This is a genomic window from Variovorax sp. IB41, assembly GCF_016405905.1.
Taxonomy (GTDB): domain Bacteria; phylum Pseudomonadota; class Gammaproteobacteria; order Burkholderiales; family Burkholderiaceae_C; genus Variovorax.
Map to the genome: position 1 here is coordinate 141602 of NZ_JAEFCB010000014.1, position 24249 is coordinate 165850.

The window sequence follows — 24249 nt, forward strand, 5'->3', positions numbered from 1 at the left end:
TTTTTATAGGCGCTCGAAAAAGCGGCTTCTTACAGGCCCAGCGCCTTGCGGTCGACCTGGTAGTTCTGCGGTCCGCGCTGCGCGATCTTGAGCGCGCCAATGCGATTGCCGAGGGCTGCGCATTGCGCGAGCGGCCATTCCTTTTCCAGGCCGAACAACAGTGCGCCGCGCCATGCGTCGCCGCAACCCGTGGGCTCGACCACGGCGGTGGGCGTCACGCCCGGCACGTGCTCGCGCTCGCCGTCGGTCCACACTTCGCAGCCCTCGGCCGCCAGCGTGACCACCAGGCCGCGCACGCGCTTGGAGATCTCGGCCAGGCTCCAGCCGGTGCGCTGCGACAGCATCTTTCCTTCGTAGTCGTTGACCACGACCCAGCTCGCGAGCTCGACGAAGTGCTTGAGCGCATCGCCGTCGAACATCGGCAGGCCCTGGCCCGGATCGAACACGAACGGAATTCCGGCGGCCGCGAATTGTTCCGCGTGCTGCAGCATCGCCTCGCGGCCATCGGGCGCGATGATGCCGACCTTGATGTCGTCCCGCGCGGCCACCTTGGTGATGTGCGCCTGCTGCATCGCGCCGGGGTGGAACGCGGTGATCTGGTTGTTGTCGACGTCGTTCATGATCATCGCCTGCGCGGTGAAGGTGTCGTCGAGCTGGCGCACGAACTCGGTGTCGATGCCCAGCGAGCGCATGCGTTCCAGGTAGTCGGCGCCGTCGCTGCCGAGCGTGGCCATCGGCAGCGCCGTGCCGCCCAGCGCGTTGAGGCTGTAGGCGATGTTGCCGGCGCAGCCGCCGAAGTCGCGGCGCAGGCCGGGCACGAGGAACGACACGTTCAGGATGTGCAGCTGGTCCGGAAGGATCTGATCGGCGAACCGTCCCTCGAAAGTCATGATGGTGTCGAACGCGAGGGAACCGCAAATCACTGCTGCCATGGGTGGACCGTTTTCGTTGAAAGAAGATGAATGGAAGAAGGACGCTTGCGTGCAGGCGTCCAGCTAGGGATAGAAGGCTTCCACGCGGTAGCCCGCAATGGGCGGCAGCGCGGCCGCTTCGTTCGGCGACAGCGTCAGCGGCAATGAAGCGGCGCGGTCGGCCCGCGCCGCGAGCACCGACGGCGCGCCGTAGTCCGCGGGTGTCAGCACACGCCGCACCACCGCGCGCTCCTGCGTGTCGAGCAGCGAGAGCTCCACGGCCGGCATCGCGAGCGGCACGGTCGCGCCGTTGCGCAAGGTGAAGCTGAGGCGATAGTCGTTGCCGCCGCTCTTCTCGCGCGCGAAGGCGGCGCCCTCGATCATGATGTCGCCGATCTGGCGCAGCGCCGAGAGCTCGCAGCCGGTGTACTGGCACAGCGCCGCCAGCGCCGGACGCAGCCCTGGCTGGCGCGCGACGATGCCGTCGCGCTCATGGCGAACGATCTGCACGATGAGGAGAAGTGCGGCCAGCACCGCCAGCAGGACCAGCAAGCGCCGAACGCCCTTGCGCTGCCAGAAGCCGGGCGCGTGGGCGTCGTGCTCTTCGTCGTCGCCGAAGGCGTGCTCCTCCTCGCGCTCCGCGAACATGGGCGGCAGCGAGGCGGCGCTCTCCGGCTCGCTCGCCTCCCGGACCATCGACGACGACGCGGCCTTGGCGGCGGCCCTGGCTTCGCGCGACTTGTTGGCGCTCGCGATCTTGGCCGACTTGATGCGTGCCCGGCGCAGCGCCTTCTGCATCTGCACCTGGTCGTGGTCCTTCTCGTCGTCTTCTTTTTCCTCGGCGTCGTCGTCCAGGGTCGGCTCGACCAGCCCATGCGTCTTGGCGCGAGACACCGGCAACGGAGGGGCCGGCGGAGGCGGCGATGGCGGCGGAGCCGCGAGATTCAGATCGATGTTCGGGAACGGCGGCAGGGAGCTCGCCGGCGGCCGCCATGCGGGCTCGCTGACATCCAGGTCGGACCACGGCTCGTCCGCGACGATGCCGTGCGCGGGCAACGCGAGCGCCGGGGCCGGCGGGGATGGAGCGGGTGGCTGCGGTTCGGGCGGCTGCGCGACCGTGACTTGCGCAGCGGGCTCGGGCTCTTCCGGCGCTGGCGGCGGATGCGCCACCTCGGCATGGGCATGCGCTTCGGGCTCGTCATCGAAGAAGTCCGCATCTTCGGAGGCCGGGGAAGGCTGCGATGACGCAGGCGGCGTGTCGACCCGACTCTCGGAGGACGGTTCGACCAGCGCGGGCGAATAGCCTGCCGCCGGCGGCGGTGCGGCGGCCCCATCGGACGATTCGTGCAGATCGAGCGTCGCGTCGAACACATGGCTGCAGCGGCCGCAGCGCACCCAACCGTCGGAGATGCGAAGCTGGTCGCGCACCACCTTGAAGGTGGTGGTGCAGGCGGGGCAGCGCGTGACGAGGCTCATGACCGGGCGATTGTAGGGTTGGGCCCCCGTCGCATGAATGGCGCGAACGGTGCGCGGCGGCGCGACAACCCGGCCGCGCTGCTCAGCAGCGCGCCGTCATCAGGATCCAGCCGTCCTCGCTGTCGCTGACCTCCAGGGCCGCATACGGCGCATAGGCCTCTTTCAGCTCGTCGGCCTGGCGCTCGAGGATGCCGGCCATCACCAGCGATCCGCCCGGCGCCACGTGGTTGCGCAGCAGCGGTGCAAGCAACTTGAGCGGCGTGGCCAGGATGTTGGCGAGCACGGTGTCGTAGGCGCCCTTGGCCACGTCCGGCAGGCCCGCGTTCAGGCTGACGCCATTGGCCTCGGCATTGAGCAACGCCGAGGAGACCGCGGCCTCGTCGATGTCGACGGCATCGATGTCGAGCGCGCCAAATTTCGCCGCGCCGATCGCCAGGATGCCCGAGCCGCAGCCGTAGTCGAGCACGCGCTGCTTGCCGAAGGCGCCTTGGCCCTGCCTGGCGATCCAGCGCAGGCACATGCGGGTGGTGGGATGCGTGCCGGTGCCGAAGGCCAGGCCCGGGTCCAGCCGGATCACCTGCTTGGCCCCTGCGGGCGGCTCGTGCCAGGTCGGCACGATCCAGAACTCGGACGTGATCTCGACCGGCGTGAACTGCGATTGCGTGAGGCGCACCCAGTCCTGCTCGGGCACCGGCGCAACGCCCAGCACCGCGCAGCCTTCGAAGAAGTCCTGCAGCGCGAGCAGCGATGCGGCCTCGTTCGCCAGCGCCTCGTCGGGGAACAGCGCGATCACGCGCGAGCGCTGCCAGCCCTCCTTGGGCGGCGGCATGCCGGGCTCGCCGAACAGCGCCTGCTCGGCATCGGTCTGCGCGTCGGCGTCCTCGACCGAGACGCTCAGCGCGTCGAGTGCATCGAGCGCGTCGCTGAGCATTTCGACCCGGTCTTCCGGTGCCATCAGGCGAAGTTCGAACATGGCGTCGTCTCGTGGATCAGCGCTTGTGCGCCGCGAGCCACTCTTCCAGGTAATGGATGTTCGTGCCGCCGCTCATGAACTTGGCGTCGACCATCAGCTCGCGGTGCAGCGGGATGTTGGTCTGGATGCCTTCGATCACGGTCTCGTTCAGCGCCGTGCGCATGCGCGCCATGGCCTGCTCGCGCGTGTCGCCGTACACGATGATCTTGCCGATCATCGAGTCGTAGTTCGGGGGCACGAAGTAGTTGGTGTAGGCGTGCGAGTCGACGCGAACGCCCGGGCCGCCCGGCGGGTGCCACATGGTGATGCGGCCCGGCGACGGCGTGAACTTCCAGGCGTCCTCGGCGTTGATGCGCACCTCGATGGCATGGCCGCGCATCTCGATCTGGCGCTGGGTGAACGGCAGCTTCTCGCCGGCGGCCACCATGATCTGCGTCTTCACGATGTCGATGCCGGTGGTGAACTCGGTCACCGGGTGCTCCACCTGCACGCGCGTGTTCATCTCGATGAAGTAGAACTCGCCGTTCTCATAGAGGAACTCGAAGGTGCCGGCGCCGCGGTAGCCGATCTTCTTGCAGGCGGCCGCGCAGCGCTCGCCGATCTTCTCGATCAGCTTGCGCGGAATGCCGGGGGCCGGCGATTCCTCGATCACCTTCTGGTGGCGGCGCTGCATGGAGCAGTCGCGCTCGCCCAGATAGACCGCGTTCTTGTGCTTGTCGGCGAGGATCTGGATCTCGATGTGGCGCGGGTTCTGGAGAAACTTCTCCATGTACACGGCCGGATTGCTGAAGGCCGCGCCGGCCTCCGCCTTGGTCATCTGGATCGCGTTGACCAGCGCCGCCTCGGTGTGCACCACGCGCATGCCGCGGCCACCGCCGCCGCCCGCCGCCTTGATGATGACCGGGTAGCCGATCGCGCGGGCAATGCGCTTGTTGGTGGCGGCGTCGTCCGAGAGCTCGCCCTCGGAGCCGGGCACGCAAGGCACGCCCGCCTTGATCATGGCCTGCTTGGCCGAGACCTTGTCGCCCATCGTGCGGATGTTATCCGGCGTCGGGCCGATGAACTGGAAACCGCTCTGCTCCACGCGTTCGGCGAAGTTGGCGTTTTCGCTCAGGAAACCGTAGCCGGGGTGAATGGCTTCGGCGTCCGTCACTTCGGCCGCCGAAATGATCGCCGGCATGTTGAGATAGCTCAGCGCCGAAGGGGCCGGGCCGATGCAGACGGCTTCCTGCGCCAGCTTGACGTATTTGGCGTCGCGATCGGCTTCGGAATAGACCATCACGGCCTTGATGCCCATCTCGCTGCAGGCGCGCTGAATCCGGAGGGCAATCTCCCCCCGGTTTGCAACCAGGATCTTCTTGAACATGGTCACTCGATGATGAACAGCGGCTGGCCGTATTCGACCGCCTGCCCGTTTTCGCCGAGGATCTGGGTGATCGTGCCGGACTTGTCGGCTTCGATTTCGTTGAGGATCTTCATCGCTTCGATGATGCAGATCGTGTCGCCTTCATTGACCTTGCTGCCGATTTCGACGAAAGCAGCGGCGCCCGGGCTGGACGAGCGATAGAACGTGCCCACCATCGGCGACTTGACCGCGTGGCCGGTCGGTGCGGCTTCGACCGCGGGGGCGCTGGCGGCCGTGGCTGCAGGCGCACCTGCGGTTGGGACGGCAGCGGGCGGCGCGGCCAGAGTTTGCACATACTGCACCGGGGCGGCGCCGCCGCCCTTGACGATGCGAACCTTGCCTTCGGTTTCGGTGATTTCCAGTTCGGAAATATTCGATTCGGACACCAGATCGATCAGTGTCTTGAGTTTGCGCAGATCCATGGGACTCCAGTGCCGGCTTTGCCGGTCATTCGGATATAACTGAGCTGAAAATCGGCGATTTTCAGCGTTTGGTGGCTAACGCCAGCTTGGGCGGCCGATTCTAACCATGAACAAGTTCACGCCGCCATGTCTCCAGATCGGCGGTTTCGAGCTTGCCCATTTTACGAGCTGCAACCGAACCGTTACCGTTGACAACCAATGTGAACGGCAGTCCGCCGCCGGTGTTGCCCAGATTCTTGACGAGTTCCGTGCCTTGCAGGCCCGCCAGACCCGTGGGATAGGTGACCGGGGTGCGTTGCAGGAACTTGCGCACCGCGCTTGGTTGATCGATGGCCAATCCAACCACTTGCCAGCCATTGGCGCCGTTTTGGCGGAAGAAGGCGTCGATCATCGGCATTTCTTCGACGCACGGTGGGCACCAGGTGGCCCAGAAGTTGAGCAGCAGCGGCTTGCCGCGCAGGCTCGACAGGACGAAGTCACCACCCTCCGGCCGTTCGAATTTCTGGGCCCAGAAGGTCGCGTCCAGTTGCTCGCCACCCCCCGCATTGCTGCCGGCGCTGCGTTCCCGCCACCAGGCGCCACCCACCCCGGCAGCGGCGGCCACCGCCGCCACGCCGCCATAGAGCATGCCGCGTCGTGTCGGCGAAGAAGTCATTCACTTGTCCTTTTCTCTTTCAATCAGCCGGCGCAAGGCAGGCAGGTCGCCGCGCGGCGTACGGCCCTGGGCATCGGGCTTCAAGGCGCCGCGCAGGTCGTCCAGGTCGTAGACCAAGAGATGCACGCCGATCTCCTCGCCGAGCGCACGGCTGGGCGCATGCACGCTCAAGGCCTCGACCTGCTCGCCGTGAAAGCCGGTGACCATGCGCGGCTCGTAGTCCACGTGGTGGTCGATGAGGGCGATCTCGGCGGACTTGGAATCATCGCAGAACATCTGTATGTAAATGTCCGACAGCCGGGTGGCCGTGCCGTGCCACACGGCGCCGCCGATGTGCGGCCGGAAGGCCGCCATACGCTCCATCCATTCCAGCGCCAAGAGGCGCAGCGCGTGCAGTTCTTGCGGCTGGGTGTCGGCGCAGAAAAGCGCGATGTAGTCGCGCACCTCGGCCTCGACTTCGTCGTTGTTCGGCAGCGAAGTGCGCGCCGACAGGCCCAGGTCACGCACGGCCCTGCGTTTGGCGGGGCCGTATTCCAGCCCTTCCTCGACGACAAGGCGGGCTGCGGTGGCGGCGATTTCGCGCTTGGACGTGTCCATCGGGGCATTTTGCCCGCAGTAGGCGTCACGCACACGAAATCAACACGAAGCTCGGGGCGAAGGCCGGGCTCGCCTGCCGAGCCCCGCATTCCGCCTCCCTAGAATCGCCCGATGCACATTCATATTCTGGGTATCTGCGGCACGTTCATGGGTGGCGTGGCCGCCCTGGCGCGCGAAGCGGGCCACCGGGTCACGGGCTGCGATGCCGGCGTGTACCCGCCGATGAGCGACCAGCTGCGCGCCCTCGGCATCGATCTCATCGAAGGTTTCGGCGCCGACCAACTCGCCCTCGCGCCCGACATGTTCGTGGTGGGCAACGTGGTTTCGAGGGCGCGCCTGCCCGACGGCAGCCTCAAGTTCCCGTTGATGGAAGCCATCCTCGACGCCGGCAAGCCCTACACGAGCGGTCCGCAGTGGCTGGCCGAGCACGTGCTGCTGGGCCGCCACGTGCTGGCGGTGGCCGGCACGCACGGCAAGACGACCACCACTTCGATGCTGGCTTGGGCGCTCGAGCAAGGCGGCAAGGCGCCGGGCTTCCTGGTGGGCGGCGTGCCGCTGGACTTCGGCGTGTCGGCCCGATTGGGCGACGGCGCCGCCTTCGTCATCGAGGCCGACGAATACGACACCGCCTTCTTCGACAAGCGCAGCAAGTTCGTGCACTACCGGCCGCGCACCGCGGTGCTCAACAACCTCGAGTTCGACCACGCGGACATCTTCGACGACCTTGGCGACATCGAGCGCCAGTTCCATCACCTCGTGCGCACCGTGCCCGGCACCGGGCGGCTGGTGGTGAATGCCACCGAGGAAAGCCTGCAGCGCGTGCTGGCCCAGGGCTGCTGGAGCGAGCTTGCGCGCTTCGGCGCGGGCGGCCCGGACAGCGAATGGCAGGCGGCAGGCTCGCACGACGCCTTCGACGTGCTCAGGCGAGGCGAAAAAGTCGGCCGGGTCGAGTGGGAACTCTCGGGCCTGCACAACCAGATGAATGCGCTGGCCGCCATCGCCGCCGCCGACCACGTGGGCGTTTCGCCGGCCGACGCGGCGCGCGCGCTCGGAAGCTTTCGCAACGTGCGCCGGCGCATGGAGCTGCGCGGCACGGTCGAGCGAAACGGCGGCGCGATCACGGTCTACGACGACTTCGCGCACCACCCCACCGCCATCCGCACCACGCTGGAGGGCCTGCGCAAGAAGCTCGACGACGCCGGCAAGCAAAGTGAGCGCATCCTCGCGGCCTTCGAGCCGCGCAGCAACACGATGAAGCTGGGCGTCATGGCCGCGCAGTTGCCGTGGAGCCTGGAATCCGCCGACCTCTCGTTCTGCCACACGGCCGGGCTCGACTGGGACGCCGCCGCAGCCCTGGCACCGATGGGCGACCGCGCGCAGGTCGCCGGAGCCGTCGAGCCGCTGGTCGCGCAGATCGTCGCGGCCGCGCGACCGGGCGATCACATCGTCTGCATGAGCAACGGCGGCTTCGGCGGCGTGCACGACAAACTGCTTGCGGCGCTCCGCGCGGCAGCCGCATCATGACCGCCATGCCCCTCACACGTGCCCGCGAACTGGTCGAAACCCTGCGGCTGCAGCCTCACCCGGAAGGCGGCTGGTACAGGGAGGTGTTTCGCTCGACGGCCAGCGTGCTGCCCACCGATGGCCGGGATGCGCGCAGCGCGCTCACCAGCATCTACTTCCTGCTCGAGGCGGGTCAGCATTCGCGATGGCACAGGGTGCTGTCCGATGAAGTCTGGGTGCACCTGGAAGGCGTGCCGCTGGCGCTCTGGACCTGCGATGCCGCGATGCGCACGGCGCCGGCCCATGTGCGGCTGGGCCCGGTCGACGCGCACGGCACGCGCCCCCAGCATGTGGTGCCGGCCGGCCAGTGGCAGGCGGCCCGGCCGATCCAGGGCCATTCGTCAGGCGACTACACGCTGGTCGCCTGCATGGTCGGCCCGGGCTTCGACTTCGCCGACTTCTCGATGGTGCCGCCCGACAGCGACGAGGCGGCGTCGATGCGGCACCACTGGCCCGAACTGGCCGGGATGCTCTAGCCCCCGGCCCTTTCCCTTTCGCTTCAGCCGCGGCGGGCCTTGACGGCCTGCGACAGCGTCTCGAGCACCTGCACCGAATCGTCCCAGCCGATGCAGGCGTCGGTGATGCTCTTGCCGTATTCGAGGCCCGAGAGCTGGTCCTTGCCCGGCGTGAACTTCTGGGCGCCGGCCTGCAGGTGGCTCTCGACCATCACGCCGAACACGCGGTTGGAGCCGCCGGCGATCTGCCCGGCGATGTCCTTGGCCACGTCGATCTGCTTCTGGTGCTGCTTGGAACTGTTGGCATGGCTGCAGTCGACCATCAGCGTGGGCGGCAGCTTGGCGGCTTCCAGGTCCTTGCAGGCGGCTTCGACGCTGGCCGCGTCGTAGTTCGGCGCCTTGCCGCCGCGCAGGATCACGTGGCAGTCGCGGTTGCCGTTGGTCTGCACGATCGCGACCTGGCCGTTCTTGTGCACCGAGAGAAAGTGATGGCCGCGCGCGGCCGCCTGGATGGCGTCGGTCGCGATGCGAATGTTGCCGTCGGTGCCGTTCTTGAAGCCGATGGGCGCCGAGAGACCGGAGGCCAGCTCGCGGTGCACCTGGCTCTCGGTGGTGCGCGCGCCGATGGCGCCCCAGGCGATCAGGTCGCCGATGTACTGGGGCGAGATCACGTCCAGGAACTCGCTGCCCGCCGGCAGGCCGATGCGGTTGATGTCGATCAGCAGCTGGCGGGCGATGCGCAGGCCCTCGTCGATGCGGAAGCTCTCGTCCAGGTACGGGTCGTTGATAAGGCCCTTCCAGCCGACGGTGGTACGCGGCTTCTCGAAGTACACGCGCATCACGATCTCGAGCGTGCCGGCGTATTTTTCGCGTTCGACCTTCAGGCGCTTGGCGTATTCGACGGCGGCGGCCGGGTCGTGGATCGAACAGGGGCCCATGATCACCAGCAGCCGGTCGTCCTTGCCGGCCATGATGTTGTGGATGTTGCGGCGGGTGCCCTCGATCAGCGTTTCGACCGGCGTGCCGCGGATCGGGAAGAAGCGGATCAGATGTTCGGGAGGGGGCAGCACGTTGATGTCCTTGATGCGTTCGTCGTCGGTCTTGCTGGTTTTTTCGACGCTCGCATACCAGCTGTCGCTGGCCGGGGCAGTGTTCGTGCTCATGGTGCTGTTCCTTGTTGGAGTGAATATCGTCAGGGCATAAAAAAACCGCCGGGGCTGGAGGCGCCGGCGGTTTTGGGAGGGTGTTCGTTTGCTTTACGCGCTCGCCTCTCGTCCGCCGGAAACCGGGAACCAAAAGTAGGCAAAAAAGTAAGCGCGGAGGGCGGACATAGGGGCGGAATGTAGCACGGAAAATAAAGACCCGGTCAAGCGGCCGGGTCCGGGGGATGGTTTACCGGTAGCCCGATTCGTTGGCGTTGTGGATGATCCAGATCAGGTTGCCGCTGGTGTATTCGCCCATGCCGCCGCCCGCGAAGATCAGCCGTCCCTGGCCCTTGTAGGTCATCTCGAACCGGTGGCGGTCGCTGCCGAAATAGAAGGGGATGAAGGCCTTGCCCGTCACATAGGCGCCCTGGTCGGTCGGCGCGCCGGCGATGTCGGTGACCTGCTTGGCGCTCATGCCGATCTGCAGGCGGGTGAACTTGCTGTTGCGCGCCGGGTTGCCGGTGATCTCGCCTTCATAGCCGTTCAGGCCCTTGACGGTGCGGCCGCTGCCGGCCTCGACCTTGGAGGAATCGGTCACATTGCCCCGGCCGTCCATGCCGGCGCCGGAACCGGTGCGCGCCGAAGCCGCGGGTGCGGGAGCCGGTGCCGCCGCAGGCTGGCTGGCGCCCGAGCCGCCGCGCGATGCGCAGCCGGCGCTCGCCAGCACGACCACGGCAGCCGCAGCCCACAGGGCCGCAGACGTGTTGATTCTGTTGTTCCTCATCGAATGCTCCTTCCTTCGGTTTGTAAAGGAGCGCAGCTTAACAAGCCTTCAGGCCGTTCCACCCACGGTCAGCCCGTCGATCCGAAGGGTCGGCTGGCCGACGCCCACGGGCACGCTCTGGCCTTCCTTGCCGCAGGTGCCCACGCCCGAATCGAGCTTCATGTCGTTGCCGATCATGGTCACGCGGGTGAGCGCGTCGGGGCCGTTGCCCACGATGGTCGCGCCCTTGACCGGGTACTGGATCTTGCCGTTCTCGACCCAGAAGGCCTCGCTGGCCGAGAACACGAACTTGCCGCTCGTGATGTCGACCTGTCCGCCGCCGAAGTTGGTGGCGTAGAGGCCCTTCTTGATGCTGGCCACGATTTCCTGGGGGTCCTTGTCGCCGCCCAGCATGTAGGTGTTGGTCATGCGCGGCATCGGCACGTGGGCGTAGCTCTCGCGGCGGCCGTTGCCCGTGGGCTTGACCTTCATGAGGCGAGCGTTCATCGAGTCCTGGATGTAGCCCTTGAGGATGCCGTCCTCGATCAGCACGTTGCGCTGGCTGGCGTTGCCCTCGTCGTCGACGTTGAGCGAGCCGCGGCGATCGGCGATCGTGCCGTCGTCCAGCACCGTGACGCCCTTGGCCGCCACGCGCTGGCCGATGCGGCCGGAGAACGCGCTGGAGCCCTTGCGGTTGAAGTCGCCTTCCAGCCCGTGGCCGATGGCCTCGTGCAGCAGGATGCCGGGCCAGCCGGAGCCGAGCACCACGGTCATTTCGCCGGCCGGCGCGGGGCGGGCATCCAGGTTGGTCAGCGCGGCTTTGACGGCCTGGTCGACGTATTCGGCGATCTGCTCGTCGTCGAAATAGGCGAGGCCAAAGCGCCCGCCACCGCCGCCGGAGCCGACTTCGCGGCGGCCGTTCTGCTCGGCGATCACCGTGACCGACAGGCGCACCAGCGGCCGCACGTCGGCGGCCAGCGTGCCGTCCGCACGTGCCACGAGCACCACGTCGTATTCGCTCGCCAGGCCCGCCATGACCTGCGCCACGCGCGGATCGCGCGAGCGGGCCAGCTTCTCGGTCTTCTCGAGCAGCTTGACCTTGGCCGTGCTGTCGAGCGTGGAGATGGGATCGACGCCGTTGTAGAGCGAGCGGCTCGAGGCGATCTTGCGGGTGGGCGTCTTCACGCGGCCGGTGCGGCCGGCGGAAGAAATCGAGCGAACCGTGCGGGCCGCATCGAGGAGCGAGGCTTCGGAAATATCGTCCGAGTAGGCGAAGGCGGTTTTCTCGCCGCTGACCGCGCGCACGCCGACGCCCTGGTCGATGCTGAAGCTGCCGGTCTTGACGATGCCCTCTTCGAGGCTCCAGCCTTCGCTGCGCGTGTACTGGAAGTAGAGGTCGGCGTCGTCCACCTTGTGCGAGGTGATCTCGGCCAGGGCCTTGCTCAGGTGCGATTCGTCCAGGCCGAACGGCGTGAGCAAGAGTTGTTGGGCTGTTGCCAGGCGCTCGATGGTGGGTTCGCGAGAGATCATGACCACCATTCTAGGCAGCCACCCTGCTCCGCGCCGCCGCCAAGGGCACTAGTTCTGCGCCAGCTTCCTCGCCCGGGCGATCGACATCAGGATGCCCAGTCCCAGCCCCAGCGTCACCATCGCCGTCCCGCCGTAGCTGATGAACGGCAACGGCACCCCCACCACCGGCAGGATGCCGCTCACCATGCCCATGTTGACGAAGGCGTAGGTGAAGAAAATCATCGTGACCGCCCCCGCCAGGAGGCGCGAGAACAGCGTCGCCGCGCTGGTCGCGATGGCCAGCCCGCGGAAGATCAGCAGGATGAAGGCCGAGATCAGCGCCAGGTTGCCCACCAGCCCGAATTCCTCGGAATAGGCGGCGAAGATGAAGTCGGTGGTGCGCTCGGGAATGAATTCCAGGTGCGTCTGCGTGCCCTGCATGAAGCCCTTGCCGCCGACGCCGCCCGAGCCGATGGCGATCATCCCCTGGATGATGTGGAAGCCCTTGCCCAGCGGGTCCTTGCTCGGGTCGAGCAGCGTGCACACGCGCTGCTTCTGGTAGTCGTGCAGCACGCGCCAGTCGACGCCGTCGGCGCACAGCTTCGACTCGAACCCCACGATCAGCGTCACCGCCACCGCGCCGATCAGCACCGGCGGCACGATCAGCTTCCAGGGCAGTCCGGCGAAGAAGATCACCGCCATGCCCGCGGCCAGCACCAGCAGCGAGGTGCCCAGGTCAGGCTGCTTCATGATGAGCCCGACAGGCACCGCCAAGAGCACCGTGGCCACCACGAAGTCGAGCGGCCGCAACTGGCCTTCGCGCCGCTGGAACCACCAGGCCAGCATCAGCGGCATGGCGATCTTGAGGATTTCGCTCGGCTGGATCACCACGCCGACGTTGATCCAGCGCTGCGCGCCCTTCTTGGTGATGCCGAAGAGCGCCACCGCGATCAGCAGCGCCACCCCGGCCGCGTAGAGCGGCACCGCGAACATCATCAGCCGCTGCGGCGGCACCTGCGCCACCACGAACATGATGAAGCCGGCCAGCAGCATGTTGCGGCCATGGTCCACGAAGCGCGAGCCGTGGTCGTAGCCCGAGGAATACATGGTCAGCAGTCCGGCGAAGGCCAGCAGCAGCACGGCGAAGGCCAGAAAGCCGTCAAAGCCCTGGAAGATGGGCGCGATGCGGCGCGCCAGGGAGGGCTGATTGAACACGGCGGACATGGGGGCGGATTATCCGCGCCCCGAAACCCGTTTCAGCCAAAAGCCAGTTGAACGACCGTGCGCCCCGCTCGGCTTTCGACCGCCAGCACCGCGCCGATCGCGCCGGCACGCTCCAGGAGCGCCCTCGGGACTTGCGCGGCGTCGAAGCCCCGGCCGTTGTCGATCACCCGCAGCCGCACGGTGTCGCCCTGCATGTCGGCCTCGATCCGCAGCACACTCGCCTGGGCGTGCTGCAGCACGTTGGAGATGGCCTCGAACAGCAGGAACTGCAGCTGCCGCATGGCGTGCGCGTCGAGCAGTTGCACCGGCGCGACCTCGTCCACCGCCCATTCGAATTCGATGCCCGCCGCCGCCAGCCGGGGCTCCAGCCGGTAGCGCAGCGCCGCCAGCAGCGCACCGACATCACCCGGCGGCAGGTGGATCGAGTCGATCGACAGCTTGAGCTGGTCGAGCGAGTCGCGCAGCGTGCGCAGCAACTCCTCGGAGCTGGTCTGGCCCGACTGCAGTTGCCGGATCGCCGAGCTGATGTGCGAGCCCACCCCGTCGTGCATGTCGCGCAGGATGCGCTCGCGCTCGTGGGTGCGGGCCTGGTCGCGCGCCACCTGTTCGAGCTCGGCATAGGTGAGCGCCAGTTCGCGCTCGCGCTGCGCGACCCGGTCGGCCAGCGCCGCGACCCAGCCGCGCGCCTGCGTGCTCACGGCGTGAAAGCGCCGCAGCACGATCAGGAGCAGCGCAATGCCGAAGAAGATCGACGAATAGCGCACCCAGGTCGTCTCGCCGTAGGCGTCGCTCAGGCGGATCACCAGCCAGTCGCGCATGCCGAAGGTCACCGTGACGAGCGCCGCGATGGCCACCAGCATCCGCTCGGTGCTCGGGTGCCGCACGGTCGCCACCACGAAGCCGCCGACGAAGACGCCGATGACCACGATCTCGATGGCGAGCCAGCCGGTGAGCCACACCGGTTGCTCGCGCTGCAGCGCCAGCGTGCTCGCCACGACCGTTCCGGCGACGACCGCGGCCAGCGGCCAGCGCAGCCACTGCAGGCGCGGATTGCGGGCCCACCCCGCGAGGTGGTAGCAGAACATCATGGCCGACGCCGCCCAGCCCGCATAGCAGGCGGCCATCAGCACGCCCCACGGAACCCAGGGCAGCGGCGGCTCGGCGATCACGCCGTCGGCCACCCGGATCGCCCAGCAGAACTCGGCGAGCGCCGCCCACAGATAGATGCCGTCGCGCCGGTGGCGGCCCACGGCGCCGGTGTCCACCTGCGTGAGCCAGAGCGCCAGCGCAATGCTGCCGACGATCAGGCTGAAGGCAGTGAGCAGCACCGAGCCGGTGAAGCGCCAGGCATAGGCGCTCTCGAAGAGTTCGGTGCGCACCGGCGTGGCCGGGCCGACGACCACGCGCGAGAGCCCTGCGCGCCGGGCGCTGTCGGCGCGCAGGCGGATCTGCAGGTGGTTCTCGCCGGCGGTCAGCAGGCGCCCGGGCACCGGCACGTAGATGGGCGCCTTGGCGTAGTCGGCCTCGTTGCCCACGCTCATGTCGCCGTAGACCTGCAGCAGCGCCCCGTTCAGCTGCACCTCGAAGACATTGCCGACGCGGGGAATGAAGATGCCCCAGGGCGTGTCCGGCGCGGCCGCAAGGGTGAACGGCAGGTCGAAGCTCGCAAGGCCGGGGCGGCCCCGGTGCTGGCGGTCCCAGTGGTAGGAGAGCTCGACCGGTCCGGTGCGGGTGATGCCGTCGACCGACGTCGTGATGGTGCCGCGGCGCAGTTCGATGGAGCCATCGGCCGCCTGGAGCGGCTCCGCCGCCGCGGCCCCGAAACCCGTGGCGCCCGCCAACAGCACGGCCAGCCACAACGAGACAAGCGAGCGCAGAGACACCAGCCTCGCCAGCATCCGTCCTCAGCCCGGGTGAGGCAGCAGGCCCAGGCGCGTGGCCTCGAAGACCGCCTCGCTCTTGGAGTGCACCGCGAGCTTGCCGTAGAGGTTCTTGATGTGGGTCTGCACCGTGTGCACGCTCAGGCCCTTGAGCCGCGCGATTTCCGCATACGAGAAGCCGCGCGCGATCAGCGTCAGCACCTCGTGCTCGCGCGCGGAAAGAAGGCCCCGCTCGTTCTCGTCGAAGGCGGCCTCGGGTGCGGCGGCGCCCAGACCGAGGATGCTGGCCGATTGCAGGCTGCGGTACTTGGCCAGCACGCGCCGCGCGATCATGGGCGAGATCGGCGATGCGCCGGCCTTCATCTCCACGATGGTCTGCGCGATGTCCTCGGGCGCGGCGTCCTTGTGGATGTAGCCCACGGCGCCTGCCTCGATGCTGGCCAGCACGTTCTCTTCATCGCCGAAGACCGACACCACCAGCGGCTCGCAGCCGGGAAAGCGCGCGACGGCATCGCGGATCACGTCCAGTCCGGTGCCGTCGGGCATGCCGAGGTCGACCAGCAGCACGTCGGGGATGGTCGCGGTGCGGGCGAGCCAGCCGAGCGCCTCCTGCACCGTGCCGGCGCTCCCGAGCCAGAAAAGATGCGGGCTGCGCTGCACGCTCGCCTCGAAGAAAGCGCGCGCGCGACTGTCGTCCTCGACCACGAGCACGCCCCATCGGCGCAGCGTCCCGTCATCCAGTGCCTCTGTGTTCATGGGCAGAAGCATAAGCCTCGATGCCCCGCCGAATGGCGTACATGCATACCCGTTTCATGGGATGCGCAGTGCCAATCGCCTCCCGAGAATCGGGCGTTTTCATTTTTTCTTCTGCAGCTGGTCCACCGCCTCGCGTGCGACGGCGGCAACGAGGAGCAGCCCATGAATACTTTCGAATTCCAGCCGGACGGCCGGCGCCGGGCCCAGGCCGGCGAGGTGTTCATGCGATGTAAGTCGTTATGAGTTATCGCTTTCCCCAAGAGCCCCTTGCTGCAGGGTTTTTGAATCCCGCAAGCCGTTTTGCGGGCACGGACCTCATGCAAAATCACCGCGCTTCGGCCAGCCAGGTGCGGCGTTCGCACCTTCCCGCTCTTCCCGTCCTTCCCCCCATGGACCCGCAAACCACCCATCTGCTATACCTGCACGGCTTCCGTTCCTCGCCCCGTTCGACCAAGGCGAGGCTCGTGGCGCAGCGCGTGGCAGAAGCGCATCCGAACCTGCAGTGGTGGTGCCCGCAGTTGCCGCCGTCGCCGCACGACGCCATCGACATGGTGATGAAGGGCATCGCGGACTGGCCGCGCAAGTCGATGGCCGTGATCGGCTCGTCGCTGGGCGGCTTCTATGCCACCTACGTTGCCGGCATGACGCGTTGCCGCGCGGTGCTGCTCAACCCGGCCGTGCATCCGGCGCGCGACCTCACGCGCTACATCGGCGACCAGACCGTCTGGCACGACCCGGCCGAGCATTTCTATTTCCGGCCCGAATACATCCATGAGTTGCGCGCCATGGAAGTCGGCTCGCTCACGCGGCCCGAGCGCGTCTTCGCCGTCATCGCCAAGGGCGACGAGGCGCTCGACTGGCACGAGATGTCGGCCCGCTATCCGGACAGCAACATCAAGCTGCTGGAAGGCAGCGACCATGCGCTGTCGGATTTCGAGACGGCACACCTCGATGACGTGATGGCGTTCATCAACCCGGTATAGAGCACACCCCCAGGCTGCGCGCACTTCGTGTCGCTGCGCCAACCCCCTTGCAGGGGGCGATGCCTGCGGCCCGGCAAAGCCGGTTCCGCGGCATCCCTGGAATGGAATCCCCTTCGATTCCGCGTGGGACAATCGCTTCATGTTTGTATTGTTTGAAGAAGCCGGCAAGTACCTCGGCGGCCGTGTCCTGTCGGAGGCCGAAGCCTCCGCGCAGGTCGAGCTCGAGACCGGCAAGCGCGTCAAGGTCAAGGGCGCCAACATCGTTCTGCGTTTCGAGAAGCCCTCCCCGGCCGAGTTGATCGCCGAGGCGCGCACGCTCGCCGCCACGATGGACCTGGACCTCGCCTGGGAGTTCGCAGCCGAAGGCGAATTCGGCTTTGCCGACCTGGCGGCCGACTATTTCAGCGACAAGCCATCGCTCGCCCAGCAGGCGGCCGCGCTGTTCGCGCTCTTCGAGGCGCCGCACTACTTCCGCCGCGCGGGCAAGGGGCGCTTCAAGAAGGCGCCGGCCGAGATCGTGCAGCAGGCGCTCGCCGCCATCGAGAAGAAGAAGGCCGTCCAGGCGCAGATCGTCGAATGGGCCGGGCAACTGGCCGAGGGCGTGTGCCCGCCGCCGATCCGCGAGCAGCTCTACAAGATCCTGTTCAAGCCCGACAAGAACGCCCCCGAATACAAGGCCGTGGTCGATGCTTCGCGCGCCACGCAGCGCCCGCCGCTCGACCTCCTGGAGCGCGCCGGCGCGATCGACTCGCCCTACCAGTTCCACTGGCGCCGCTTCCTCTTTGAGAACTTCCCCAAGGGCACCGGCTTTCCCGCGCTCGCGGCACCGGCCATCGCGGACGAATTGCCCGTCGCCACCGGCGTTGCGGCTTTCTCGATCGACGATTCGCAGACCACCGAAATCGACGACGCGCTCTCGGTGCAGGGCCTGGGCAGCGGCACCGTCACGGTCGGCGTGCACATCGCGGCGCCGGCCCTGGCGCTCACGCCCGGCAGCGCCATCGACAACGTGGCGCGCGCGCGCATGTCGACGGTCTACATGCCGGGCTACAAGATCACGATGCTGCCCGACGAGGTGGTCAACACCTACACGCTGCTCGAAGGCGCCGACCGCCCGGCCGTGTCGCTCTACGCGCGCTTCGACGAAGCCACGCTCGAGCTGCAAGGCACCGAGACCAAGCTCGAACGCGTGCCGATCGTCGCCAACCTGCGCCATGACCAGCTCGACAGCGTCGTCACGCAGCCCTGGCTCGAAGACGCCGCGGTCACGAGCGAGAACACGCCCGACGCCGCCGCGAACCTGCGCGCCCCGCTCTCCTTCCTGTTCCGCCTTGCCAAGCAATTGAAGGCGCAACGCGAAGTGGTGCGCGGCAAGCCCGAGAACTTCAACCGGCCCGACTACAACTTCCGCCTCGTCGGCAACGACGGCAACGAGCCCACCGGCAACGAGCAGGTGCAGATCACCACGCGCCAGCGCGGCGCGCCGCTCGACCTGATCGTCTCCGAAGCGATGATCCTGGCCAACAGCAGCTGGGGCGGCTGGCTCGGCGAGCTCGGCGTGCCCGGGCTCTACCGCAGCCAGGCGAGCCTGGCGCCCGGCATCAAGGTGCGCATGGGCACGCGCGCCCTGCCGCATGCGGGCCTGGGCGTGAAGAGCTATGCGTGGAGCACCTCGCCGCTGCGCCGCTACACCGACCTGGTGAACCAGTGGCAGATCATCGCGGCCGCCCGCCACGGCAAGACCGCCGCGCTGGCCGCGCCCTTCAAGCCGAAGGACGCCGACCTGTTCTCGATCCTCTCGGGTTTCGACGCTGCCTATGCCACCTACAACGGCTACCAGGGCGGCATGGAACGCTTCTGGACGCTCAAGTACCTGCAGCAGCAAGGCATCACCGAGCTCGAGGCGACGGTCATCAAGGACATCCCCAACGGCGCGCTGGTGCGTGCCGATGCGCTGCCGCTGGTGTTCCCGGTGGCCGGCCAGCAGGAGCGCGGTGCGCGCCTGCGCGTGAAGCTCGGCGAGATCGACGAGATCGCGCTGGACGTGAGCGGCACCGTGCTCGAGCGCCTGGACGCGCCGAAGGCCGATGCCTCGGCCGAGGACGAGAGCGGCGAGGACGAAGAAGAAGTCGCCGGCCCGATCGCCATTGCCGTCGACCTGAGCGACAGCGAAGCCGCGCCGGAGAACACACCCACACCTGCATGAACTTCGGCGAAACGTCCGGAGAAGTGCGCCCCCTGGAGGAGTTTCGAGAATGAACTTCAAGGACCTCAGCACGCTGCAGATTGCGCTGGGCGTGTCGGTCATTGCGCATGCCGCGCTGCTGGCGGTGCGCTTCGTCGATCCCGAGTCGTTCAACCGCGCGTTCACCGACACGCCGCTGGAGGTGATCCTGGTCAACAGCAAGACCAAGGAGCGGCCCGACGCGAACGCCAAGCTGATGGCGCAGACCTCGCTCGCGGGCGGCGGCGACCTCGACAAGGGCCGCGCGACCAGCCCGTTGCCCCCATCGAGCTTCACCGCGGTGGGCGATTCGTTCGAAGACGCGCGCAAGCAGGTCGACGCCCTGCAGGCCGAGCAGATGCAGATGATCACGCAGCTGCGGCGCGACATCGCCGCCATGCCGGTGCGCGATCCGCGCAATGCGGGCGAGCCGACCGAAGCCGCCGCGCAGGAAGAAAAGCGCCGCCAGATGGTCGAGCTGCTGGCCCAGATCGAGCGCCGCGTGAACGAGGAAAACTCGCGTCCCAAGAAGCGCTACATCAGCCCCTCCACGCGCGAGGCCGCCTTCGCGGTGTATGTGGACACCATGCTGCGCCGCGTCGAGGCGCGCGCCGCCGAAAACTTCCCCGAACTGGCCGGCAAGAAGCTGTACGGCGAGCTCAAGATGACGCTGACCGTCAACTTCGACGGCAACGTGCTCGCCACCGTGGTCGACCAGAGCTCGGGCAACATCGCGCTCGACCGCCGCGCGCAGGCCATCGTCCGCAGCACCGGCAATTTCGGCAAGTTCACGACCGCGATGCGCCAGGAGCAGGCCGACCAGATGGTGATCCAGGGCACGTTCCGCTTCGCGCGCGACGGCACGATGGAAATCTCTCAATAAGCACAAGCAGCGAGACCGCCGCGATGGACCTGTACTGCGTCATGGGCAACCCCGTCGAGCACAGCCGCTCGCCACGCATCCATGCCCGCTTCGCCGAACTCTGCGGCCAGCAGATGGACTACGGCCGCCGGCTGATTCCGCTGGGCGCCTTCGCCGAAGGCATCGCTGCATTCCGCCGCGAAGCCGCCGAACGCGGCGACAGCGCGCGCGGCTGCAACATCACCGTGCCCTTCAAGTTCGAGGCCGCCGCGTTGGCCGAGCACACGAGCGCGCGCGCCACGCTCGCGCAGGCGGTCAACACGCTGCGCTTCGAGGCCGACGGCAGCATCCACGCAGACAACACCGACGGCATCGGCCTGGTCAACGACATCGTGCGCAATGCGGGCGTGCCGCTCGCGGGCAAGGAGTTGCTGCTGATCGGCGCCGGCGGTGCCGCGGCCGGCGTGCTCGGCCCGCTGCTCGATGCGGGCGCCTCGCGCATCGTGGTGGCCAACCGCACCGTGGACAAGGCGATCGCGGTGGTCCAGCGCCATGCGGCGCTCGCGCTCGGCCACGGCGCCTCGCTCGAAGCCTGGGCGCTCGACGAAGTGCCGGGCGCCTTCGACGTGGTGGTCAACGCCACCGCCTCCAGCCTCGCCGGCGACGCGGTGCCGGTGAGCGCCAAGGTGCTGCGCCCCGGCGCGCTCGCGGTCGACATGATGTACGGCCCCGCGGCCGCGGGCTTCATGGCCTGGGCCGAGGCGCATGGCGCGGTACCGCGCGACGGGCTCGGCATGCTGGTCGAGCAGGCTGCGGAGTCGTTCGAGATCTGGCGCGGCGTGCGCCCGCCGTCGGCCCAGGTGCTGGCCGAGCTGCGCGCGTCGCTCGCCGCCGGTCACTGAACCCATGAAGGCCGTGCTGCGCCTCATTGCCTGCCTCGCGGTGGCGGGCATCGCGCTCGAATTGTTCTTCGTCGTGCGCATCGCGGCCATGGCGGTGATCGATCCGCAGAGCACCGCGTTCCAGCGCTCCGCGGTCTGGCAGGTCGCGCTCCAGAAGGGCAGCGAGGGCGGCTGGCGCCAGGAGTGGGTGCCGTATGCGCAGATCAACGACACGCTCAAGCGCGCCGTGATCGCGAGCGAAGACGCCGGCTTCGTCGATCACAACGGCGTGGAGTGGGAAGCCATCGAGCGCGCGCGCCAGCGCAACGCCAAGGCCGAGGAGCTCGCTGCCAAGCGCGCCGCCCGCGCCGCGGCCCGTGGCAAGCCGGTGCAGCCGGTGCGCCTGCGCGGCGGCTCCACCATCACGCAGCAACTGGCCAAGAACCTGCTGCTCTCGGGCGAGCGCACGATGCTGCGCAAGGGCCAGGAGCTGGTGCTCGCGACGCTGCTGGAGGTGTTTCTCGACAAGCGCCGCATCCTGGAGATCTACCTGAACAACGTCGAGTGGGGCGAGGGCGTGTTCGGCGCCGAGGCCGCGTCGCAGTACTACTTCAAGAAGCCCGCCTCGCGCCTGGGCGCCAACGAGGCCGCGCGGCTCGCGGTGATGCTGCCGAGCCCGAAGTTCTTCGAGCGCCGGCCCGGCTCGCCGTACCTCAGCGGGCGGGCGTCGACGGTCGTGGCGCGGATGCCGTCGGCCGAGCTGCCCTGACCTTGCCGAGCTTCGCGCGCAGCGCTTCGAGGGCCAGCACGGCCGCAAAGCCGATCGTGTAGGCCACCACGTCCCACCAATCGGCGGTGCTGCCGAGCACGATGCGCAGCGCCCGGTTCGGAATGTGCAGGTGCCAGGCCGATGCGAGGAACTGGCCCAATTCCACCGCGTAGCCCACGCCGAGCGCGGCCAGTGCCAGGGGCAGCACGCGCGCGGCGATGAAGGTCCTGAAGACGAAATACACCCACACCACGGCCAGCACATCGCCGAAGAAACTTCGCAGCCACCCCCAGCGCGCGCCGACGGTGGCCAGCAGCGCAAGAACAATGAACAGGGCCACCGCCCACGCCAGTGAAAGAGGATCGAAACGCCATCGCATGGCCCGTATCATCGCGCCCATATGCTGGCAAAGCTCACAGGTTGGTTGTTGTTGGGAATCGTCCGGTTGCTCACCGGCGCGCAGGCGCGCTGGTACGGCTGCCCACCGAAGGCCGAGCAGCGCATCTATTTCGCCAACCACCAGAGCCACGCCGACCTCGTGATGATCTGGGCGGCCCTGCCCGAGGAACTGCGGAGCATCACGCGGCCGATCGCGGCGCGCGACTACTGGGCCAACACGCCGGTCAAGCGGTGGATCACGACCGAAGTGTTCAACGCGGTGTATGTGGAGCGCGCGGCCACGGCGCCTGCTGCAGCAGCCGCCGTTGCGCCCGAACCGGCACCTGAATCCGCTGTGGTTGCGGCGCCTGCCGAACGCATCGAGCCGTCGATGGAGCCGCTGCTGCCGGTCGCGCCGCCGGTCGCCGAAGCCGTGAACGAACTGCAAGGCGAACTCGATCTACCAGCGCCACCGCCGCCGCCCCCGTCCGTCGCGCCACCGCCATTCATTGCGGAGCCGACGCCACCGACAGAGCCCGCGCCGCCGCCCGCTGACCCTCTCGCGCCGCTCGTCGAGGCCTTGCGCAGCGGCGACTCGATCATCATCTTTCCCGAGGGCACGCGCGGCCACACGGGCGAGCCGCAGAAGTTCAAGTCCGGCCTCTACACGCTCGCGACGATGTTCCCCGACGTGGTGCTCGTGCCGGCCTGGATCGACAACGTGCAGCGCGTCATGCCCAAGGGCGAGATCGTGCCGGTGCCCATCCTTTGCTCGGTCACCTTCGGCGCGCCGCTGCGCGTCGAAGAGGGCGAAGAGCGCCGTCCTTTCCTCGATCGCGCGCGTGCCGCGGTGATCGCCCTGCGCGACGTTTGAAGACATGAACCAGTTCCTGCGCAGCCTCTCCCCGACCCAGCAGGTCGCGGCCCTGTTCCTCATCGTCTTCGGCGTGCTGGTGATCATCAGCACCGCGGCCTTCTTCCTGAGCTTTCGGGAGAAGCGCAACCCGGTGCACGACGCCGCCTGGCAGGCCGAGCTCGCGCACTACCGTGCGCTCCTGGGCACCACCTGGTTCATGGTGATCGTGTTCTGGATCGGCTGGGCGCTCGGCGAAACGGTGGCCACGGTGCTCTTCGCGCTGATCTCGTTCTTCGCGCTGCGCGAATTCATCACGCTCTCGCCCACGCGGCGCGGCGACCACCGCAGCCTGATCCTCGCGTTCTTCGTGGTGCTGCCGATCCAGTTCTGGCTGGTGGCGACGGCGCGCTTCGATCTCTTCACCGTGTTCATCCCGGTGTATGTGTTCCTCGCGATCCCGGTGGCCAGTGCGCTGGCGAACGACCCGAGCCATTTCCTCGAACGCAACGCCAAGCTGCAGTGGGGCATCATGGTCTGCGTGTACGGCATGAGCCATGTGCCGGCGCTGCTCTTGCTGAGCTTTCCGGGCTACGAGGGCAAGAGCGCGTTCCTCGTGTTCTTCCTGGTGTTCGTGGTGCAGACCTCGGTGCTGGTACAGCACGTGATCTCGCGCCGCACGCAGCGCACGCCGTTCGCGCCCAACGTGAGCCGCAGCTTCAACTGGACCAGCTGGGCCATCGGCATCGTGGTGGCGAGCCTGGTGGGCGCGCTCTTCTCGTTCATCACACCGTTCAAGTTCGGGCAGGCGCTCGCGGTGTCGGTCATCGCCTGCATCGCGGGCTCGATGGGTCACCTGGTGATGAAGGCGCTCAAGCGCGACCGCGGCATTCCGAACTGGGGCAAGAAGGGCGTGGGCGTGACGGGCGCGAACGGCCTCCTGGACCGCGTCGATGCGCTGTGCTTCGCGGCGCCGATCTTCTTTCACTCCATCCGCTGGTATTTCAACGCCTGACAGACATGCGCATCCTCGGCATCGACCCCGGCCTTCTCACCACCGGCTTCGGCGTGGTGGATGCGGACGGCCATGCGCTGCGCTACGTGGCCAGCGGCACCATCAGCACGCGGCACCTGGGCAGCGGCAACCTGCCGGCGCGCCTGAAGGTGCTGTTCGACGGCATCGCCGAAATCGCGCAGCGCTACCAGCCCGATGCATCGGCGGTGGAAATCATCTTCGTGAACGTCAACCCGCAGTCGACGCTGCTGCTGGGGCAGGCGCGCGGCGCGTGCGTGACCTCGCTGGTGAACAACAACCTCACGGTGGCCGAATACACCGCGCTGCAGATGAAGAAGGCGGTGGCGGGCCACGGCCAGGCCGCCAAGGCGCAGGTGCAGGAGATGGTCAAGCGCCTGCTCGACCTGCCCGGCCTGCCCGGCGCGGACGCGGCCGACGCGCTGGGCATCGCGATCACGCATGCGCAGGTGGGGCGGTCGATGGCACGACTCGCGCAGGCGGCGGAATTGTCCAAGACCCATGCCGGCACCTACCGGCAAGGGCGTTCGCG

Annotated in this window: 24 protein-coding genes; 10 read left to right on the forward strand and 14 right to left on the reverse strand. The window is 67.9% G+C overall.

Features of this window, described 5'->3' with window-relative positions:
• Positions 1–29 precede the first annotated feature (29 nt).
• From JC881_RS23040 to JC881_RS23070, 7 genes are all read right to left on the reverse strand, one after another.
• On the reverse strand, positions 30–932 hold the full coding sequence (locus tag JC881_RS23040) for a carbohydrate kinase family protein (protein WP_198788003.1): 903 nt from the start codon (positions 930–932) through the stop codon (positions 30–32).
• Positions 933–995: 63 nt separating this feature from the next.
• A complete protein-coding gene (locus JC881_RS23045; protein ID WP_198788004.1) occupies positions 996–2387 on the reverse strand; it encodes a zinc-ribbon and DUF3426 domain-containing protein in 1392 nt (463 codons plus the stop codon).
• A gap of 82 nt (positions 2388–2469) precedes the next feature.
• Positions 2470–3360, reverse strand: coding sequence for a 50S ribosomal protein L11 methyltransferase (gene prmA / locus JC881_RS23050; protein WP_198788005.1), 891 nt, complete (start codon positions 3358–3360; stop codon positions 2470–2472).
• A gap of 16 nt (positions 3361–3376) precedes the next feature.
• Complete coding sequence (gene accC, locus JC881_RS23055) at positions 3377–4726, reverse strand: acetyl-CoA carboxylase biotin carboxylase subunit (protein ID WP_013539470.1); 1350 nt, start codon at positions 4724–4726, stop codon at positions 3377–3379.
• 2 nt (positions 4727–4728) lie between these two features.
• On the reverse strand, positions 4729–5187 hold the full coding sequence (accB, locus tag JC881_RS23060) for an acetyl-CoA carboxylase biotin carboxyl carrier protein (RefSeq protein ID WP_198788006.1): 459 nt from the start codon (positions 5185–5187) through the stop codon (positions 4729–4731).
• 100 nt (positions 5188–5287) lie between these two features.
• The gene (locus tag JC881_RS23065) at positions 5288–5842 is read right to left on the reverse strand and encodes a TlpA family protein disulfide reductase (protein ID WP_198788007.1); all 555 of its coding nucleotides are present in this window, start codon (positions 5840–5842) and stop codon (positions 5288–5290) included.
• Complete coding sequence (locus JC881_RS23070) at positions 5843–6439, reverse strand: hypothetical protein (protein ID WP_042578348.1); 597 nt, start codon at positions 6437–6439, stop codon at positions 5843–5845. It lies immediately after the preceding gene.
• A gap of 111 nt (positions 6440–6550) precedes the next feature.
• Between JC881_RS23070 and mpl the strand changes: the two genes are divergently transcribed.
• Complete coding sequence (gene mpl, locus JC881_RS23075) at positions 6551–7963, forward strand: UDP-N-acetylmuramate:L-alanyl-gamma-D-glutamyl-meso-diaminopimelate ligase (RefSeq protein WP_198788008.1); 1413 nt, start codon at positions 6551–6553, stop codon at positions 7961–7963.
• Positions 7960–8478 (forward strand): cupin domain-containing protein, encoded by a 519-nt coding sequence (locus JC881_RS23080; protein WP_198788009.1) that lies wholly within the window; start codon positions 7960–7962, stop codon positions 8476–8478. The genes mpl and JC881_RS23080 overlap by 4 nt, the downstream gene beginning before the upstream one ends.
• 23 nt (positions 8479–8501) lie before the next feature.
• Here JC881_RS23080 and JC881_RS23085 read toward each other — a convergent pair whose 3' ends face one another.
• The 6 genes from JC881_RS23085 to JC881_RS23110 all read right to left on the reverse strand — a co-directional run bounded on the left by JC881_RS23085 (position 8502) and on the right by JC881_RS23110 (position 15746).
• Positions 8502–9620: a 3-deoxy-7-phosphoheptulonate synthase gene (locus tag JC881_RS23085; protein ID WP_198788010.1), complete on the reverse strand. Its 1119-nt coding sequence runs from the start codon at positions 9618–9620 to the stop codon at positions 8502–8504.
• A gap of 229 nt (positions 9621–9849) precedes the next feature.
• Positions 9850–10386 (reverse strand): hypothetical protein, encoded by a 537-nt coding sequence (locus tag JC881_RS23090; protein WP_198788011.1) that lies wholly within the window; start codon positions 10384–10386, stop codon positions 9850–9852.
• Positions 10387–10434: 48 nt separating this feature from the next.
• Positions 10435–11895: a metalloprotease TldD gene (gene tldD, locus JC881_RS23095; protein ID WP_198788012.1), complete on the reverse strand. Its 1461-nt coding sequence runs from the start codon at positions 11893–11895 to the stop codon at positions 10435–10437.
• 48 nt (positions 11896–11943) lie between these two features.
• Positions 11944–13098 carry a rod shape-determining protein RodA gene (gene rodA / locus JC881_RS23100; RefSeq protein ID WP_198788013.1) on the reverse strand — a complete coding sequence of 385 codons (1155 nt, stop codon included), beginning with the start codon at positions 13096–13098 and terminating at the stop codon, positions 11944–11946.
• A gap of 32 nt (positions 13099–13130) precedes the next feature.
• Positions 13131–14981 (reverse strand): sensor histidine kinase, encoded by a 1851-nt coding sequence (locus tag JC881_RS23105; protein WP_332875274.1) that lies wholly within the window; start codon positions 14979–14981, stop codon positions 13131–13133.
• Positions 14982–15002: 21 nt separating this feature from the next.
• Complete coding sequence (locus tag JC881_RS23110; RefSeq protein WP_198788015.1) at positions 15003–15746, reverse strand: response regulator transcription factor; 744 nt, start codon at positions 15744–15746, stop codon at positions 15003–15005.
• A gap of 377 nt (positions 15747–16123) precedes the next feature.
• On the opposite strand from JC881_RS23110, the gene JC881_RS23115 reads away from it, so the two are divergent.
• From JC881_RS23115 to mtgA, 5 genes are all read left to right on the forward strand, one after another.
• Positions 16124–16717 carry a YqiA/YcfP family alpha/beta fold hydrolase gene (locus tag JC881_RS23115; RefSeq protein ID WP_198788016.1) on the forward strand — a complete coding sequence of 198 codons (594 nt, stop codon included), beginning with the start codon at positions 16124–16126 and terminating at the stop codon, positions 16715–16717.
• 139 nt (positions 16718–16856) lie between these two features.
• Positions 16857–18923: a ribonuclease catalytic domain-containing protein gene (locus tag JC881_RS23120; RefSeq protein WP_198788017.1), complete on the forward strand. Its 2067-nt coding sequence runs from the start codon at positions 16857–16859 to the stop codon at positions 18921–18923.
• 49 nt (positions 18924–18972) lie between these two features.
• Entirely contained in the window at positions 18973–19824 is an 852-nt protein-coding gene (locus JC881_RS23125) for an energy transducer TonB (protein ID WP_198788019.1), read from the forward strand.
• A 23-nt stretch (positions 19825–19847) separates the two neighbouring features.
• Positions 19848–20705 carry a shikimate dehydrogenase gene (gene aroE / locus JC881_RS23130; protein ID WP_198788020.1) on the forward strand — a complete coding sequence of 286 codons (858 nt, stop codon included), beginning with the start codon at positions 19848–19850 and terminating at the stop codon, positions 20703–20705.
• Between the two features lie 4 nt (positions 20706–20709).
• Positions 20710–21453, forward strand: a complete 744-nt coding sequence (gene mtgA, locus JC881_RS23135; protein ID WP_198788022.1) for a monofunctional biosynthetic peptidoglycan transglycosylase — start codon at positions 20710–20712, stop codon at positions 21451–21453.
• On the opposite strand, the gene JC881_RS23140 is transcribed toward mtgA, so the two are convergent.
• On the reverse strand, positions 21398–21844 hold the full coding sequence (locus JC881_RS23140; protein WP_198788024.1) for a ribosomal maturation YjgA family protein: 447 nt from the start codon (positions 21842–21844) through the stop codon (positions 21398–21400). The two genes, mtgA and JC881_RS23140, sit on opposite strands and share 56 nt — an antisense overlap.
• A gap of 9 nt (positions 21845–21853) precedes the next feature.
• On the opposite strand from JC881_RS23140, the gene JC881_RS23145 reads away from it, so the two are divergent.
• The 3 genes from JC881_RS23145 to ruvC form a co-directional block, all read left to right on the forward strand.
• On the forward strand, positions 21854–22705 hold the full coding sequence (locus JC881_RS23145; protein ID WP_198788025.1) for a lysophospholipid acyltransferase family protein: 852 nt from the start codon (positions 21854–21856) through the stop codon (positions 22703–22705).
• Between the two features lie 4 nt (positions 22706–22709).
• Entirely contained in the window at positions 22710–23699 is a 990-nt protein-coding gene (locus tag JC881_RS23150) for a phosphatidate cytidylyltransferase (RefSeq protein ID WP_198788027.1), read from the forward strand.
• 5 nt (positions 23700–23704) lie between these two features.
• A partial coding sequence (gene ruvC / locus JC881_RS23155) for a crossover junction endodeoxyribonuclease RuvC (protein WP_198788029.1) occupies positions 23705–24249 on the forward strand: 545 nt, incomplete at its 3' end.

Bases quoted from the DNA above. Each gene is read 5' to 3' on its own strand.
- mtgA (WP_198788022.1), top strand. From the start codon at position 20,710: ATGAAGGCCGTGCTGCGCCTCATTGCCTGCCTCGCGGTGGCGGGCATC.
- JC881_RS23140 (WP_198788024.1), bottom strand. From the start codon at position 21,844: ATGATACGGGCCATGCGATGGCGTTTCGATCCTCTTTCACTGGCGTGG.
- JC881_RS23045 (WP_198788004.1), bottom strand. From the start codon at position 2,387: ATGAGCCTCGTCACGCGCTGCCCCGCCTGCACCACCACCTTCAAGGTG.
- rodA (WP_198788013.1), bottom strand. From the start codon at position 13,098: ATGTCCGCCGTGTTCAATCAGCCCTCCCTGGCGCGCCGCATCGCGCCC.
- JC881_RS23110 (WP_198788015.1), bottom strand. From the start codon at position 15,746: ATGCTTCTGCCCATGAACACAGAGGCACTGGATGACGGGACGCTGCGC.
- JC881_RS23085 (WP_198788010.1), bottom strand. From the start codon at position 9,620: ATGAGCACGAACACTGCCCCGGCCAGCGACAGCTGGTATGCGAGCGTC.
- aroE (WP_198788020.1), top strand. From the start codon at position 19,848: ATGGACCTGTACTGCGTCATGGGCAACCCCGTCGAGCACAGCCGCTCG.
- JC881_RS23040 (WP_198788003.1), bottom strand. From the start codon at position 932: ATGGCAGCAGTGATTTGCGGTTCCCTCGCGTTCGACACCATCATGACT.
- accC (WP_013539470.1), bottom strand. From the start codon at position 4,726: ATGTTCAAGAAGATCCTGGTTGCAAACCGGGGGGAGATTGCCCTCCGG.
- JC881_RS23115 (WP_198788016.1), top strand. From the start codon at position 16,124: ATGGACCCGCAAACCACCCATCTGCTATACCTGCACGGCTTCCGTTCC.
- JC881_RS23145 (WP_198788025.1), top strand. From the start codon at position 21,854: ATGCTGGCAAAGCTCACAGGTTGGTTGTTGTTGGGAATCGTCCGGTTG.
- tldD (WP_198788012.1), bottom strand. From the start codon at position 11,895: ATGATCTCTCGCGAACCCACCATCGAGCGCCTGGCAACAGCCCAACAA.
- JC881_RS23090 (WP_198788011.1), bottom strand. From the start codon at position 10,386: ATGAGGAACAACAGAATCAACACGTCTGCGGCCCTGTGGGCTGCGGCT.
- JC881_RS23150 (WP_198788027.1), top strand. From the start codon at position 22,710: ATGAACCAGTTCCTGCGCAGCCTCTCCCCGACCCAGCAGGTCGCGGCC.
- mpl (WP_198788008.1), top strand. From the start codon at position 6,551: ATGCACATTCATATTCTGGGTATCTGCGGCACGTTCATGGGTGGCGTG.
- JC881_RS23120 (WP_198788017.1), top strand. From the start codon at position 16,857: ATGTTTGTATTGTTTGAAGAAGCCGGCAAGTACCTCGGCGGCCGTGTC.
- accB (WP_198788006.1), bottom strand. From the start codon at position 5,187: ATGGATCTGCGCAAACTCAAGACACTGATCGATCTGGTGTCCGAATCG.
- JC881_RS23080 (WP_198788009.1), top strand. From the start codon at position 7,960: ATGACCGCCATGCCCCTCACACGTGCCCGCGAACTGGTCGAAACCCTG.
- prmA (WP_198788005.1), bottom strand. From the start codon at position 3,360: ATGTTCGAACTTCGCCTGATGGCACCGGAAGACCGGGTCGAAATGCTC.
- JC881_RS23125 (WP_198788019.1), top strand. From the start codon at position 18,973: ATGAACTTCAAGGACCTCAGCACGCTGCAGATTGCGCTGGGCGTGTCG.
- JC881_RS23065 (WP_198788007.1), bottom strand. From the start codon at position 5,842: ATGACTTCTTCGCCGACACGACGCGGCATGCTCTATGGCGGCGTGGCG.
- JC881_RS23070 (WP_042578348.1), bottom strand. From the start codon at position 6,439: ATGGACACGTCCAAGCGCGAAATCGCCGCCACCGCAGCCCGCCTTGTC.